This window comes from Pseudomonadales bacterium (assembly GCA_024234165.1).
Lineage (GTDB): Bacteria > Pseudomonadota > Gammaproteobacteria > Pseudomonadales > UBA5518 > UBA5518.
The window spans coordinates 58,302-74,365 of sequence record JACKOP010000001.1 but is presented as its reverse complement, the minus strand read 5'-3'; the positions used below and the strand labels follow the sequence as shown (position 1 = coordinate 74,365).

Below are 16,064 nucleotides of genomic sequence, written 5' to 3'. Positions count from 1 at the left end.
CGGTGCGATACCGCGCCCGCATGCATATGTCTCCTGCTCACTTCGTCCCGACTCGCTGCAGTGCCGATAGCGTCTCCTCGGTCACTTCGCCAACGGCAAGTCCGTGCTGCTGCTGGTAGCTCTTCAGTGCCGATACGGTCCGCGGACCCATTATCCCGTCGACAACTCCGGGATCGTAACCCGCATCACGCAGTGATTGCTGCATGAGACGGACCTGCGCGGCCGTTGGTATCAGCCTGGTTGCAGATCCTGCGGTCTCTTGCTCTTGAATCGGTGCGGAAAGCGTTGCATCGGCTGTCTTGGCTGTTGATTTGTCAATTGCCTCGACTTCGCCGACCGATTCGTCAGCAGCCTCAGAAGCCGTTGCATCATCGGGTGGCGCAAGGTCCTGCGCTGCTCCCTCATCTGGCGGCATCGACAAAAGAGGTTCCTCCCGGTCGTCCGCACCCGATACCGAAGGTTCGGTTGCCGATCGAGTGACGGGAGGTGCCGCTGGTTGGATCACTTCGTGTTTCGCTGTTGATGCATCATCACTGCAGCCTTCGATAAAAGCCGCAGCACACAACACGATCAACAGTCTCGTCGCATGTCCGGTGATGTTCATGTCTTGCACTCCTGCATCCTGTGATGCACGAAGAGGACACATCGTCAGCAATCAACCGGCTACCTCTCCTGCACCAACATGTACGTCCTGCAATTGTTTAGGTAAGGAATGGAGTTCGAAGTTCAGTAGCAAAGCGCGCCGGACAAACCGGGCTGCTCGCGCGCGCCGGGCAGCCGCCGGCGCTCTCCTGCTCCGCCACGTCGTGATCGATCTGCTGCAAAAACCGCCAGAAGCTGGCATCGCGTAACAGGGCATGGCACATTGGACCGGTCTCGCATTCTTGGTCGAACACGAGACAACCCCCTCGGAGGGCTTCTTGCAAGCTCTTCGAGGGGGCCTTGCTTCCGTCCATCACCAACCGTGACAAAAAAACGGCCAAAAGGCCCTCAGATAGTTTGGTAAGGCTCACAGCACATCGGACGCCACGGGCGAGCGCGGCTCGCCCCTACAGATTCGATCATGGCATCGGGCCCGTAGGGGCGACCGGCGGTCGCCCACTCCGCAAATCCCTTCGGAATCAGGGAAGGATTCAATCCGCCGCCCGGAAAGACCTCGCGGCGAAAAAAGCGTCTTAATCCCTTCGGAATCAGGGAAGGATTCAATCCTAAAGCCGTATCGTGGATAGACGCGCGCATCTGGTCTTAATCCCTTCGGAATCAGGGAAGGATTCAATCCACGAGTGGCTGGAAGTAACTGGGACAGAGTTCCGTCTTAATCCCTTCGGAATCAGGGAAGGATTCAATCATGGGGAGCTACAATTCAAAACAGAGGGCGGTCTTAATCCCTTCGGAATCAGGGAAGGATTCAATCGCAGCCTGCCTGCCGACGCTGAACAGCGAATCGGTCTTAATCCCTTCGGAATCAGGGAAGGATTCAATCCCAGATAGCGCGCGCAAGTTAGCGCGCATGGCGTCTTAATCCCTTCGGAATCAGGGAAGGATTCAATCGATGTGCGGCTGGCACATTACGCGCTGGAGGCTGGCGTCTTAATCCCTTCGGAATCAGGGAAGGATTCAATCTGTTCGCTCGCGGCATACCACGATTACGTCGTGCGGTCTTAATCCCTTCGGAATCAGGGAAGGATTCAATCGCTGGTAACAGCAAAGCATATGCTCGAACCCATAGGTCTTAATCCCTTCGGAATCAGGGAAGGATTCAATCATCCCCGGCTGATAGAATATATCACCGGGACACAGTCTTAATCCCTTCGGAATCAGGGAAGGATTCAATCTCCAAAGCATATGATTGCCCCGCTAGGGGCGATCAGTCTTAATCCCTTCGGAATCAGGGAAGGATTCAATCAGGAGGCAGCCAGAATCCAGCCCTATGGCGAGGAGTCTTAATCCCTTCGGAATCAGGGAAGGATTCAATCACACGAAACCGGTGGGGGAGGCACAACATAGTGGTCTTAATCCCTTCGGAATCAGGGAAGGATTCAATCTGAGCACTACAGACAAACTGGATTGGTTTATGTCTTAATCCCTTCGGAATCAGGGAAGGATTCAATCGCCTGCCGATGCGGAACAACGCGTTCCGGGGTCGGTCTTAATCCCTTCGGAATCAGGGAAGGATTCAATCCCAATATTCGCAAGAGTCAACAATGAGGGCAGTCTTAATCCCTTCGGAATCAGGGAAGGATTCAATCCGAGCAGAAGATCCGCCAATGGCAAAATCTGTAGTCTTAATCCCTTCGGAATCAGGGAAGGATTCAATCAGGCCGCTTTTGTGAATTATTACCAAGTCAAGCAATGTCTTAATCCCTTCGGAATCAGGGAAGGATTCAATCCGGATGGGGTTGTAAACCTCGAAGGCGACGCTCTCGTCTTAATCCCTTCGGAATCAGGGAAGGATTCAATCCTGAGCAACTGGATGATCAAGGCGCTGCCTGCCGTCTTAATCCCTTCGGAATCAGGGAAGGATTCAATCGGTCAAGCTAGTACCGGAACTCGACCCACTCGACGTCTTAATCCCTTCGGAATCAGGGAAGGATTCAATCCATGTCCATGGCGCAAGCCCAGGCAGAAATAAACCGTCTTAATCCCTTCGGAATCAGGGAAGGATTCAATCGCGATGGCGCCGTCTTCGGGCCAGGAGAAATGAAAGTCTTAATCCCTTCGGAATCAGGGAAGGATTCAATCTTGCTGCCGCGTGGTATAATTCGCCGTATGCGGGGTCTTAATCCCTTCGGAATCAGGGAAGGATTCAATCGATTCCGCGTTCGCGGAGGTCACCCTGCGGCGCGGTCTTAATCCCTTCGGAATCAGGGAAGGATTCAATCCAGGTTTTTTTTGAAGCAGTTTGCGACAGACGTGCCGTCTTAATCCCTTCGGAATCAGGGAAGGATTCAATCCGCTCTATAAAACTCCTCCTTCGAGATCAATGCGTTACAGAGCCCCATAACGAAAAGTCGATCTCGTGGAAAGTTGCTCATTTTTTAAACAGCTTGACGAAGCGCGATTTCTTTACAACGGCGGACACCTTACAGGTGAAGCCATGTCTATGGCAACCCATTTCGATCATAGTATCCGCAGACAGGGAATTCATTTGCCCTGCCCCATGCCCATCGCGCCGCCACGCGAACCCGTGACGAGCACACCATCCGGGAAGATGCTGCGCCCGATCTGTTGAACAGCCTGGAGCCCGCTGATCCGGTAGACACGCACATCATCTTCGGTCTCATCGATCACCGAATGTATCTGATCCAGCAAGTCATTCAGCCGTGATTCGCTCAACTCAAGATAGAACACCGAATACTGAAGCGCGAGCCCAAACCGTCGGGCACGGCGATAAACGCGAACCAGGCGACGAGGATTCCGGATGTCGTAACAAAGCAGCATCGGTGACTCGCTCATCCTGTTGCCTCATCCTTCCTTCAATCCACCCCGTCACGGTGCAACGCACAGGCAACGGCTGCCTCGTTCAGCCGTTCGAGCATCAGACCCAACCAGTCATCGAGCCCATTGGAACCTATTGCCCGCAGGAATCGCTCGAAAAGTTGCACCTGCTTCGCATTCCCCAAGCGCCCCAGCCAGTCGATGGCTTTGGTGCACAACCAGCGTTGCGAAAGAAGCTCCAGGTCAGTGGCAAGCTGCTGGTACGCAGGCCCGCCTGGGGTAAGCCCGCAACGCAACAGGTGTTCACCAATGCGGGCGAGTAACATCGGTTCCTGATCCTGAACATAAGCCACATAGGCGGAACGCAGACCACTCTTCTCTACCATGATGTCCAGCAGTCGGTCGTGTTCATGGCACTGTGTACTCAGTCTGCCCCCATGTAACCCCGAGGCGCGCAACAGGCGGCGCAAATGATGTTCCCGCCAGGCACGATACGACCGGGCTTCCTGCCCGTTGCCAACCATATCGCCAATCCAGTGCGCCAGTGGCTTTGGACTTGGCAGCGGATTGAACATCTGGGCACGAAGCCTGCCGTTGGTGGCAAACACCGTAATCGGAATGGATTTGCTGGCCAGTTCGACCAGACAATCAAAGGCATGTGTCGGGCATCCCGTGATATCGATCCGCAGCACTTTGTGCAATGGAATGCGCTGCGCACTACGCCCCCGTCCCTTCACGACCAACGAACGCCCGTCGATCCGCATGCTCTCGAGCGCGGCAGCATCAATGACGACGGTGACCGGGTCCATCCTGCTATTCCTCCCGCTGTTCGTTGGCAGGAAGCACGGTGCGAGCCCAGCGAGTTGCGATCTTTCTCATCGACAGCCGCCAACCACGCGCCATTCGGTCCCACTCGGGGTAGTAATTGGCTCGGCCTGCCTTGCCCATCAGGCAGGCAACATCCCGTGTGCCATCATTCGGGTGTGAAAAATGTTCGACCCGCAGCACTTGTCGACGAAAAAGGCCAAGTGCCCAGTAATCCACGTGAGTGCGGAACAGTTCGACCAGATCGCAGGCAAGCGACTCGCGGTTGTAGCTCAGTTCGTGAAAGAAGCCGAGCATCGGATCGAGACCCGCAGCACACAAGGCCCTTACCGCATCAGCGTGCAGAATCACGTAACTCAATGACAGGGTCGCGTTGACGGGGTCGCGGGGTGGGCGTCGATTGCGTCCGCTGAAATTCAGCCCTGTAGGCGTACAACTGGACAAAGCCAGAAAATAGCTGCGTGCGGCAGCACCTTCGATACCACGCAGCGTTGAGATGTCTGTTGCTTGAAGCGCACGAGGTATCGAGTCGCCAATGCGTTCCTGCGCACGCGTAATGACGAAACGCTGCCCCGGGTAATGACGCAACATGCGCCGCAGGGTACGGATCTGGGACAACAATTTCGAACGAACCAGAGCGCGGCTGGCATCGAGACAGAACTCGGCAGTCCCGTTCAAACGATACTGGGCAACCCGGCGCGCTGCGTTGCCGTGACGCCAGGGCATGGTGACTGCACAAAGGTCTATTGCACGCGGATTCAGCAAAAGCAGGGAAACACCCGCACGGGTACAGGCCTGGATTACCGAGCTGGACAGTTGCGCCTTGCTCGCGATCACCACGCGCTCGACATTCTGCAGCGGAAAACTCGCCGGTTTCCGTTCGTCCGGATGTCGAACCAGCAGCACCTGGCCCTCCACATCCAGACTTACGCCACGCCGATCGATGAACAGGCTTTCCATGGTCACTTCCCTCACCCGATATAGACAAAACCGGCATCACGCGCGGGAACCGCCGTTCCCAGACAATGAACGGCTCCACCTGCGCGCAGGGGCACTACCATGAAGCGGTCTTCGTTCAGATCGAGTTCGAATTCAACGCGCAGCAACATACGGCTGCGCTCGGCATCCGTGAGATAGCATTCATACGCAGACTTCTGGCCGCCACAGGCGTAGTCCTTCACGACACGCAAAGTCCGCTGCAACCTTCCGGGATGGCGCACGTCGTAGGCAACCAGAAACAATCTGCGGTGGGTCATGTTCTTGCCCTCACGTCCTCGGGAAAGACCGTACCCGCAAACATGAAGCGTACACGTTTCTCAATATTGGGAAGTTTTCAACGCAAGGACTGGTGTCGTACCAGTGTGCACAATCACGAAATAAAACGAATGGCACCTGCAGGCAAACGCAAACCGTACAGCGGGATTTTTTGTGAACCTGTTCCCACACGAGCGCGCAGAGCCACTTCATAGCGCGTCGCAAGACGTTCGCCAATCGCCTCTACCAGTTTGCCGCGAATGACGGCCAGGATCGGCCGCAGGTAAAGAACGCCAATACCTGCTCGCAACGCCTGCAAGGTGCGTGGGTCCAGTTCCGTATCTTCGAGCATATCGAACAGCGCATCCAGACTGTCATCCGGTTCGCAACCGCACAGGATTTTGACCAGTTCCTCAACGATTGCTCGCGTGAGCTGCATATTGCACTCACCGCCCTCGAAGTCGGCATCATCTTCCTGGCATTCCCGCGCAAAAGCGCTGTAGAAGGCAAGTTCCTTCACCGACAGCGGCACGAGTTCTCCCGCCACATGCAGAGTGCGCTGGTGCAAATTCAGCACCACGGATTCGGGGGCCTGATCCAGGTTGGAACGGCGCACTGCCTCATTGAAACTGGTTTGTTGCGACAGGATATGCGCAGGCAGCGTATCACGCAGACGCACGAACGGTATGTTCGCCAGGGTGAGCGTGGCACGCGAAGCATCGAGGTGCCTACCGCTCCTGGAGCGTATCGCACGCGAATCCGGCGTCGGATAGAAAAACTCCGGCTCTGCTTCGTATTCTTCCTTCACCAGTACATGCGAGAGTCGATCCTGAGGACGACCAAAAAGCGATAGAGCGTAGCCAGCGTAATAGCTCATCGTCTTGCGCCCACCGGCCAGGGAAACGTGCAAGGCGGCACTTTCGTCACCGCTCAGGCGGCGTATCAGTTCCGTGATGCAATCTGCCGCTGCCGCATTTTCTTCGGGGCTACGAATATCATCGAGTTCGCCACCCAGTGGATCACGAATCACTTCGATGTGTGACGCATCGAAACGGATATCTTCAAAGTCGTAATCCCTGCAAAGCTGTGCGAAATGCCCCGCCACCAATAGCGACGCCTCTGCCACCTCGCGCCCCCTGGCCGTGGTGACGATATGCACTTCGTTGACTGCAAAACGCTCTTCGGCAGCGACACGCAGGCAGTACAGGCTTTCCGTTACCACCTGCGGGGTTATGCCGCAGGCGCACAGGAGTATTCGGCGTGGAAATTCACCCTCAATGCGCATCATGTGGATTCCCGTTGAATCCGACACGATGGGTTACAAGTGCTGCAACGCACGGATGTGCGAGCCTGCAGGTTCTGCATTCGGTGGTTCATACCGGCTTTCGACGCCTTCGGCCATCCATTCGTACCGCCCCATGCCGAACGTCGTGTTCTTGCCCAGGTGCAGCCACTGCCCGAGGTAGAGCAGTTTGGCAAACGGTGCGAGGTCGCCGCGCAACACGCACTCGCCGGTCAGTCCACCAAGGTGCATTTCCTGACGTTGGCGCGAAGACCAGCGCTGCCAGTCGGTCCAGTGCAGCGTGTGCTCGACCGTCACTTCATCAGCGGCTCTGCCAATCTGGTGCGGATCTGGCAAGCCATCACTCAACCCGGCGAACTGTCCTGCCCTTTGAATCCGTCTTGCCAGTGTTTCCAGAAGGTCGCGCGCACGAAAACCCGACGGACGAACCGGTTCACCCCGATGCTGCAGTCGCGTCGGGGTGCTGAACACCAGGCTCAGTTCGCTGCTCGCTGGCAACACAGACGGTATCTGCACGCACTGTGAATGATCGAGCACGCGCGCCAGCCCATCTCCATACACGGTCAGATCTCCGTCAACCGGATCCTCGAGTACGACACGCAGCAGCTGCGACTGGCTGCGCTGGCGGCTCACGCCACGTGAGAGCGCACGCTGCCAGGCAAAGATCACCAACGGCAACTGTCCGAGTGCTGCGCCAAAGAGCACCATGTGAAATTGAAAATGCTCACCCGCTTCGACCACTGCACGACCCAGTGGTGGCGGCTCGACGACATAAGGCACCAGCGTCGCATGACGTGGCACGTCAGGCGCCGCGGTCGGCTCGAATACCTGCGTGTAGGGGCAAGTGGCCACCAGTGGACAACCGGTGCACTCACGCTGCCCTGTCATGCAGACGGTACGGCGCAGCGCGTGGCCGAAGACGCCACGCAGCATCGAACCGCTGTAGAACGGCAACCGGTGTTGCGTTTCGGCCACACACTCCAGGCGATAACGTGCGACGGGGAATTCGGTGAGGTTCATTCAAGGGTTCTCAGGCGTTTGCGTGCCTTGTCATTGCGCTTCGGATCGATCCCAAGGTGCGTGTAGAGGGTAACTGCCAGCTCGCGTAGTGCAGAGCGATCCTGTGCATCCCATGCACTGGCATTTTCGATCGTCCTGTTCAGGTCGGACGCAAGCGTGCAGCCCGCACCCAGCCCCTTGCCTTCGCCCGCCTCCATGCGCTGACGCAGTGTTTCGACCGCGCGCCCATTGTCGCTAAGAGATTTCAGCCGCTCTTCTTTCGCTTTTGCCTCAAGTCTGACCTGTTCTTCTCTCTCAATTCGCTCTCGTTCCTTGATTTCAGCTTGTTCGCGGGCAGCCACGGCTTTTGTGTCCAACTCACGCAGCCGGTCGAGCTGCTGATATGCCGGATCTGCCATGCGGCGCAGGAATGCATGCGTCTGTAGCAACCGCGTTCCGGGGCGTTCGACGACAACCCAGCCGAATGGCAACACCCCACTGTTGGCATTCTGGCGCAATGCCGCCAGCCTGACTTCGTTCGTGCGCTCCCGTATCTGATCCGTTGCGCCCTTCTTGCCGCGAATGGTAATTTCTCGGGCACCATTCAGGGTCTTGTCTTCGGCGCCGCTGTGTTTTCCAAGACGCAGCAGAAAAGCCTGTCCGCTCTTGAGAGCACCGCCAAGTTCACCCGCAAGAAGGTTCTGAAGCTCCTTCACCCAATGTATTCCACCGCTCTCGGGTTCGAAATATCCGTGCTCTCCCAGCTCGATGAGTTCCTGGCGCAGCTTCGGCAGGTAATAGGCGTTGCAGCGATCGAAAAAGCCATCGAGATCTTTAGGCAAGTTGAACGGCTTTCCGGTCCTTTCCTTGCGGCGTGAATCGTTCTCTGCAAGCTCGCGGTCGTGCAGACTCACCGTCAATTCGAAACATCGGCTGCGCCACGGTGCAACACATTCGAGGAAGGTGTTGATCGTCGCAGCGCTGCGGCCTGCGACCGGCTTGCGTTTCACGCTGACCGCCACCCGAATTTCTGCCGATAACAGGTCATCAGCGTGTGCATAGTAAGCATCAGAGAGTTTCAGCAAACGAAAGGGATCTTCGTTGACCTCCCGGAAATCGAGTAATTTCTTCTGTAACTTGTCGAAACGCTCAACTGGACGAAGCTCGCGTGATGGGGGCGGCGCCTTGTGCCCAGCATTGAGCGCGTCGAGCACGGCGGTACGAATGGCACCTTTGACGGCGCAGCCAGCAAGCAACACGCGCTGGTCGATGGGATTGCGGGCGGTACGCTGTATTGCCAGGCGGTTTATCACCGACTTGCCGTCCTGTTCGCGCTGCGCCACCTGCCCCACGCGAGTGTTGTAGTGTTGAAAGATCGCCTGCGGTACCACAACACGATGCGTTGCGTAGGGAATCAGACGCGCCTTTTCCCGCTCGATTCGAGCCTGTATCCGGCGAAGACCGTCATCACCACCGTCCATTGCGGCCTTGGCGAGTTCGGCCATCGCCTGCTTTCCAAGCACAGCCGGTAAACGTAGCTCGGGAATTGCGTACAGATAATTCTCATCCATCACATACGCCGTTGGCAGATAGTCCTCTCCACAACCGAGGTGCAATGGCCCCAGGGTCGAAACATTCAAAGTTTCATTTGTCATCCAGGAAGTTGTCATGCCGCCTCCTGCTCCCCGAGCTGAACCGGAAACACCGGGGCATAACCCTGCTGCACCGTAGCCGGCAGATTATGCGAAACCCCGCCCAGGCCACGCCCGATCCACAACGGCAGCGAACCGTCAGCGGGAGTCATGATTGCTGCCGTATCTGCGAGCAGCACCGGGTTCTTGAACGCATTGCCATGCACACCCACATCACCGTGCCTGCCGAAGCGAACAAACGTCCGATACCAGCAACGCTCGGTGTTCCAGTTACCGCCCTGTGGTGCACATGGACCCAATGTCAGCAAGGCGTTGGAAGCGTTGGCACTCGTTGGTGGTTGCCATTTCGTACACTCGAGAACGTCGAAGCGCCCAGCGCCGGTACTGGCTTCCTTTCCGTAACCGATCGTGCCCACATCCACCAGAGCGATCCGTATCTCTTCCATGCCAATACGCGTTTCATCGAGCAACAGGTACACATCGAGCGAAGTCGTTTCGCCATACCAGTGCATCTGCATAGAAAAAGGCGCAAAACCCGCTCCCTTACCGGTGGTCATGGTGAGCCGGTTCAGGCTGTTGTGCTGATGCAATACGCCCTTTCGCTCAAATCCGTTGATCTCGCAGAGCTCCTTATCGGTGCGAGCAGCACTGCCCCATTCGGGCAAGGAATTGACCAACGATTCCAGAGGAACCCAGACCCGCGCCTTGATCTGTTTGCGTTTTTCGAGTTTTTCAAGGTCCAGTCCCAGCTGCGCCAGCGGCACACAAGGACGTGGCAGGAACCCAGCAGGAAACGCGTCAGAAACCACCAGGAAAGGCACGCCGCTGGTATAGCCTGAGTTTCTTGCAAAACTCTTTGCGTTTTTCATTGCGCAACCGCCTGATGTGTCCCACCACATGCGTAGCAGCATTTTGTCGGGATTTTCGAACCCATGAATGTGATCGCAGCGATCGATTTCGACGCATTCGAGCCGTTTTGTCGGGCGCAGTCGATAGCTGCCCGTTCCCGCGTGGGTGGGGAGGAGGACTTTGATGGGATCGGGTGAAGCGTACCTACAAGAGCAGCCGCATCAACTGATCGGCACTGAGCACCAGCACACCGAACATCAAATGGCTCATCACCTTGGCGGCGCCCTGCACGCGCACCTGATTGCCGCCGAACTCGTCCTTGAGCCGCGCGTTGCTGCGCTCGGCGACGGTGCGCTCGTTGTAGCGCACGGCGTCCGCCGGATCGAACGACTCCTTGAGTCCGCCACGTGGATTGTGATCGATCAGCGGTACGTGGTTCAGGCTACGACAGTGCTCGTGCAGATCGAGGCTGCAGTAGGCGGCGTCCATCACATCGTAGAGATTGGTCACGCGCTCGGCGCTGATCAGCGACAACGGGATCGCGGCGCGGCTGTCGTGCATCGAGGCCGCGGACAGCAGCGCCGATATCGGCACCCCACAGTCGGCGGTGTCGAGATGCAGCTTGTAGCCGTTCCAGCTGACCTTGTAGCCCTGCGCATTGGACTTCGTGCCGCGATCACAGGCGGTCGGAATCTCCGCCAGCATCTCAGCCAGGCACTGTCCGCGTTGGCGCTCGATCGGCGAGCGCGTGACCACCGTGCACTTTTCATCACGCCGTGGCCCACCCCGTTTCGTGCACGGTGTATGCCCCGACATCGAATTGGTCGCCGTTGCCGTCGTACCGCGCACCGGTCGCTCGCGCGCCTTGATCGCCGTGCCGTCGCGGCTGATGTGACCGATCAGCTGATCACCGAGATGCGTCTTGATCAACGTCTCATGCACACGCTCGGCCAACTTCGTGGTCGCAAACTCCTCGAAGGCCCGCGAAAACGTGGCTTCCGATGGCAACTTGCGGTACAGCGGGAATCCGCAAATCCGCCGCAGAGCCCGATCGATCATCAATCGCTCGATCAGCGCCGCAGTCGTGGTCAACCCCAGCGCCGCCTTGGCCACGAAGGCATTCGCGAGCCACGCCCGATCGTGTGGACGGCGTCCGACGCCGCACCAGGACGAGGCAACGAATTCCTCGATCCGCACCCACTCCAGCAGGTGGATCAATCGCTCGAGCTTCGGCGTCGTCTGGCCGAGGTCTTGCTTCAATTCGGGAAGCACCTCGTGCTGGATGACATGCCAGCGTTGCAGGATCAGGTCTCGACGGGTAGCATTCATGGCGTGGGCGATATGGTGTTGGATTTGACAACTGCATCATGCCAGAAATGGCCGCCCACTCTCCCTTCCTTTCCGCGCACCATCGCAAAAAATCCACGCTACCTCATGCGTTTTGCAAGAGGCTCGCCTTCCAACCAATCGGAAAGCCCTGCCCCTCCATGGCGGTGACGCAAGGCCCAGCACATCTGGCCGAACAACGTGTCGCCACGCAGTGGTGTCGCGAACGCAGAAGTCGGCCTGAGTCGGCATCGCAGCATTTTCATGGTGTCACCGTACACTCAGGCAACCTGGCCGAATGGCTGCAAGGCGTCGTAGCGTGTCTGCACGCTGTCCCCATTCAGCTCGAGGCTGCTGAAACGAATCTTGCCGTAGCCGCGCGAACCCGATCCGCCAATGCCGTCGAGCTCCATCAGTTTCATCCCGGCAAGCACATCGTCCAGCAGATCCTGATCACCTTCCAGTTCACGCACACTGAGCCGGAATTCAAACACGGCGCCCGCTGGTACGCGTTCCGTTTGCCGTGGATGCTCGGCGCCCCCACGAATGCGGTCGATCATGTTTTCGCTTTTGCTTTCGGTGTAGAGCTGGTTTGCTTCGTTGCGATCCTTCACCCATGAACGCTGCAACGAGCAATCCCAGAACGACAGCCGTGTTGGCCCAAGCTCTATGGCCAGTGCATCATCAGCCTGCCCGGCTACACCAAACAGTTGCGCGATACGCCGTGCCAGCCGCTCCTGCTCGCCGCTCAACTTCGACAATGCCTTGACACTCAGTGGCTGCCCCTCGCACGGACCGACAATACCGGCACGCCACTCGAGCAGACTGCGCATGCGGCCCTTGAGGCTGGAGCCCGGGATGAAGGGCTCCTGCGTATACGGGTGTTTCACCACCGGATTGTCGGTGCCACCGATATGCATCTCGTCACTGCCGCCGCCAATATGCAGTCCGGTAACCAGTTCCAGGGCACCCCTTAGGGTATGAATCGCATTCAGTTTCATGATTTGCCTCTTGTTCCTTGCCCAAAATCAGCCGCGTGGCCCATGTACTTTGTAGAAACCCATGAATGCCTCGAAGAACAACTTGAAATGCCGAAGAGACCGCGGATTGCCCTCCTTCAACTGTTTCACACAAGCACGGATCATGTTTTCGAAGTCTGGAGTGACGTGACCGCGACCACGCGCATACGTGACCTTGGCAACCAGCATGCGGATCAGAGGCAGGTACTCGTCGTAGCGACCCGGCTCGCGTCGCACCCGCTCTTCCCACAGCACCACCTCATCGTAGAAACCACGCAGTTGCGACGCCTTGTTACCACTGCGCATATCGACGCCAATCGCCTTTGCGCAGGACTCGGCCACTTCATCGAGCAGGTTTGGTGGCAATTTTTCACCGCCGAGCTGTATCCGGCTGGTATCAAGCTCGACGGCTGACGGCTGGTTCGCACCGCCCCTGTTCGGACTTCCGTTAGTTTGTTTCATCACACTTTCTCCCTCTCAATCCCGCCACGAATAAAGATGCGCCTGCAAGGCAATCCGATAATCCGCCCTGAATCGTCCGATGCCGCGTTCACCGATATCGCCGATCAGCACTTCATGGATCTGCCTGCGCCGCCCCTCGTTGTCCTTGCCGCGATACCGTGACACCAGATGCCGCCACGTCCGGTAGTTCAGGTGCGCGCGCCACAGACTGTTTTCCGGCAACGAGGTATCCGCCGCCTTGTTTGTCAGCCCGAGCAGTGAATACACGTACGCAGTCGACAAACCGTGTTCCAGCGCCAGTTCTTCCAATCTCTGCTGGGCCTGGAGCAAGGCTGCGTAGTCATCCCACGTTACCGTTTGGCCAAATACGGTAATCCGATTTTTTCCCGCTGTTTTCGCAGCGTGAAGGGCCTCTTCCGCAGAATCGGCCAGGTAGCGAACAGGCAACGAAGGCTTCACCACCACACAACCCGCAGAAAAATGAATCTTCGGATTGTGTGCCACGTACGCTGCGAAGGAATCATGCATGCGTTGCGCGAGTCGCAGTTGCGATCGCCACGGTCCGACAAGAAAAAAATCGTCACCACCGGCAAATACGGTGTAGGTATCGGAAAATTCGCTGCGGCAGAGCCATGGAAGATAAACCGCGAAGTAGTTGTTGATCTGGCGGGAAAGCGATGCCCAGCGGGCAAAACTTGCACGTGTCGATCCACCGTTGCTGCACCCTTCAACCCCCTTCGAAAACAACCAACCCAGGTTGTCGATATCACCCTTCAGCGCAGCAATTGCAGGTACTCCACGCCATGCACCTTTGCCTCCGCGTGCATTCACATCCATCCAGCGATCTTCACAGGCAAGATGATGAAAAGTTCTGACCATACCGGGTCGCGCGTCGACCCGATGATCTTCGCGCAGCCGGTCATAACGTTCATCATCCACCGTATGTGCGGGATCGAACAACGGTACGTAGGCACTGATGTTCCTGCGCGCATACCCGTTCCACAGTGCTGCCTTTGCATCCGCCGGCAGCGAATAGTCCCAGCAGCGCAGCAGGCTTCGGCTACGAACTGCCTCCCCGAATCGGCCACTCGCTTCTTCACCCGCCTTGAAATGCACATGCAGGCCAAACAGCGCCACATCGAGAGATCCATCTCCGTCCAGCCGTTCCTTGCAAACCAGCACCCGCTCACGATTGCTGCTGACCAGATAACTACCAATACGGATCTGGTCACGCGCCAATGCCGACAGGTACAACCCACCTTCGAAAGAGTTTGCCGGCGAACGACCATCGATGGCACAGACACCACCGCCAGTACCGACACGTTCGAGGTAATCGGAAAATACTGGCGGTGGTGCGCCCGCGCCGCACAGATCGAAGCGACGCATCTTGGCGTCTTCAAGCTGGGCACCGAGCTTGCCCATGAGCCTCATGAAAGAGGACGACTCGTTGCTGTTACGCGAACAGAAGTCGTTACAGCAAGCTGACTGCCAGACCAACCCGAGGCCGGCCTGCCCGAAAGTGTGCTCGATGAACCATTGCGAGAATTCCGCGCGTAGTGACTCAAGACGCGAACGCACCTCCTCGGTGTTCGGGGCAACGATCAGAAAACGCCCCGCCGCGTTGATTACCTGAGATGTTGGTGGCAACTCGAGTGCTTCGAGCACACGCACAGCAGCGCATTCAGTAATCAGTGACACATAGAAAGATCGTCCACGCAGCAGCTTCGCGGCGCGTCGGTTCGTTTCGGAACCGTGAGCGAAGATGAAATCCTGGATGCCGAAGAAGTCACCCTGAACCAGCAACAGCGTTCCTTCGCCCCAGCCATGAACACCTTCACGCGAACGCAGGCCCGCAACAATGTGCTCTGGGTCATGACCGCAGTCGTGGTGATAACGCCACAATGCGGTTGCCACGGAGGCAGCGGTTCGCGAGTGGTCGTACAGAGAGACATCCGGCCTGGTGCCGAACGCGGTTGCAGCCGGTATGGCCTGTGTGAAAGTCGCCCACAGACTGTCGAAATGATCCAGCCATAACGGTAGGCTGGCGCGATGCGAGGACGGAATCCGTTGCAGTCCGTCGAGAAATGCATCCCACAACACACGATACTCGCGTTGTGCGCGTGCGTTATCAGCCGGCTCCACTTCCTCGCGCAGGCGAGGAATGATCCCCTCCGGCGACAGTGGCACCAGCGGATAGCGATAACGCAGGCTTGTCGCATCCAGCTTTGGTGCCTCGATCTGCTCGAACAAGGACAGCATTCGTGCCTGGTAATGGTTGCGCCCCGTTTCCGGCTGATCTTCGGCGGTGTTGTATTTTTCCCACTCGCTACGTTCGAAACCGGATGCCACGCGATCACCCGTGGCGATGATCCACTGCAGCATGGTTCCGGGCTTGTGGTGCATGGCAGCCGCGTTGATCAGCGAGTCCTCTACGCCGGGCTCACCCCATGAGGCGAAGGGTGGTACGGCAACACCCTTCAGTGGTGGCAGTAACGGCTCGATCGCATCGAGCGCAAGCGCAGTCCACGCCGCATGTTTATGCGTGTACCAGAACTTGCTGCCGGCCATCTTGCGCGGACAATACATCTGCTCGTGGTCTGCCAGCCGTGCTTCGCTACCGGAGATGTCTTCGGGCCTCGCTCGTTCGGCGAACTTCCCCAGATCGTGAAGCATCGCCGCCAAGGCAATGCGACTGGCTGCATCAAGTCGTTCGGTCATCCTGCCCCGCTCCTGTCCCTGGCGGTTGATAGAAGAGTTCATATGCGGCATGTTCTAGGTGCTTTGAATCAGCCTGCACACCAGCAGAGTCGATGAGCACGCCGAGGCTGAATTTCTGCTGTTTCAGACTATCCTTGTGCATTCAACGCAACCAATTCGCAATCTTGCGAAAAGCACTCACTGAATCTAGCAGCCCCAAGTTCCGCAGCTAATCACGCA

The 16,064-nt window shown here is 57.5% G+C and carries 13 protein-coding genes and 1 CRISPR repeat array; all 13 genes read right to left on the bottom strand.

The features are described 5' to 3' along the window. Positions 1 to 37 precede the first annotated feature (37 nt). Positions 38 to 604, bottom strand: coding sequence for a peptidoglycan-binding protein (locus tag H7A12_00320; protein ID MCP5319273.1), 567 nt, complete (start codon positions 602 to 604; stop codon positions 38 to 40). 499 nt (positions 605 to 1,103) lie between these two features. Then, positions 1,104 to 2,954: a CRISPR direct-repeat array (repeat unit 36 nt; unit sequence GTCTTAATCCCTTCGGAATCAGGGAAGGATTCAATC). 190 nt (positions 2,955 to 3,144) lie between these two features. Next, positions 3,145 to 3,456 carry a CRISPR-associated endonuclease Cas2 gene (gene cas2, locus H7A12_00315; GenBank protein ID MCP5319272.1) on the bottom strand — a complete coding sequence of 104 codons (312 nt, stop codon included), beginning with the start codon at positions 3,454 to 3,456 and terminating at the stop codon, positions 3,145 to 3,147. 20 nt (positions 3,457 to 3,476) lie between these two features. Then, positions 3,477 to 4,247, bottom strand: coding sequence for a CRISPR-associated endonuclease Cas1 (locus tag H7A12_00310; GenBank protein ID MCP5319271.1), 771 nt, complete (start codon positions 4,245 to 4,247; stop codon positions 3,477 to 3,479). A gap of 4 nt (positions 4,248 to 4,251) precedes the next feature. Next, the gene (cas1, locus tag H7A12_00305) at positions 4,252 to 5,223 is read right to left on the bottom strand and encodes a CRISPR-associated endonuclease Cas1 (protein MCP5319270.1); all 972 of its coding nucleotides are present in this window, start codon (positions 5,221 to 5,223) and stop codon (positions 4,252 to 4,254) included. 11 nt (positions 5,224 to 5,234) lie between these two features. Beyond that, positions 5,235 to 5,519 (bottom strand): CRISPR-associated endonuclease Cas2, encoded by a 285-nt coding sequence (locus H7A12_00300; GenBank protein ID MCP5319269.1) that lies wholly within the window; start codon positions 5,517 to 5,519, stop codon positions 5,235 to 5,237. Between the two features lie 113 nt (positions 5,520 to 5,632). Next, on the bottom strand, positions 5,633 to 6,805 hold the full coding sequence (locus H7A12_00295; protein MCP5319268.1) for a TIGR02584 family CRISPR-associated protein: 1,173 nt from the start codon (positions 6,803 to 6,805) through the stop codon (positions 5,633 to 5,635). A gap of 30 nt (positions 6,806 to 6,835) precedes the next feature. After that, positions 6,836 to 7,840 (bottom strand): CRISPR system precrRNA processing endoribonuclease RAMP protein Cas6, encoded by a 1,005-nt coding sequence (cas6, locus tag H7A12_00290; protein ID MCP5319267.1) that lies wholly within the window; start codon positions 7,838 to 7,840, stop codon positions 6,836 to 6,838. Further along, positions 7,837 to 9,489 (bottom strand): hypothetical protein, encoded by a 1,653-nt coding sequence (locus tag H7A12_00285; GenBank protein ID MCP5319266.1) that lies wholly within the window; start codon positions 9,487 to 9,489, stop codon positions 7,837 to 7,839. The genes cas6 and H7A12_00285 overlap by 4 nt, the downstream gene beginning before the upstream one ends. After that, positions 9,486 to 10,340 (bottom strand): CRISPR-associated protein Csm4, encoded by an 855-nt coding sequence (locus H7A12_00280; GenBank protein ID MCP5319265.1) that lies wholly within the window; start codon positions 10,338 to 10,340, stop codon positions 9,486 to 9,488. Before H7A12_00280 ends, H7A12_00285 begins: the two co-directional genes overlap by 4 nt. A 184-nt stretch (positions 10,341 to 10,524) precedes the next feature. After that, on the bottom strand, positions 10,525 to 11,649 hold the full coding sequence (locus H7A12_00275) for a transposase (GenBank protein MCP5319264.1): 1,125 nt from the start codon (positions 11,647 to 11,649) through the stop codon (positions 10,525 to 10,527). Between the two features lie 278 nt (positions 11,650 to 11,927). Continuing rightward, positions 11,928 to 12,647, bottom strand: a complete 720-nt coding sequence (gene csm3 / locus H7A12_00270) for a type III-A CRISPR-associated RAMP protein Csm3 (protein MCP5319263.1) — start codon at positions 12,645 to 12,647, stop codon at positions 11,928 to 11,930. Positions 12,648 to 12,674: 27 nt separating this feature from the next. Then, on the bottom strand, positions 12,675 to 13,127 hold the full coding sequence (csm2, locus tag H7A12_00265; GenBank protein MCP5319262.1) for a type III-A CRISPR-associated protein Csm2: 453 nt from the start codon (positions 13,125 to 13,127) through the stop codon (positions 12,675 to 12,677). Between the two features lie 15 nt (positions 13,128 to 13,142). Further along, positions 13,143 to 15,845 (bottom strand): type III-A CRISPR-associated protein Cas10/Csm1, encoded by a 2,703-nt coding sequence (cas10, locus tag H7A12_00260; protein ID MCP5319261.1) that lies wholly within the window; start codon positions 15,843 to 15,845, stop codon positions 13,143 to 13,145. Positions 15,846 to 16,064: the final 219 nt, after the last annotated feature.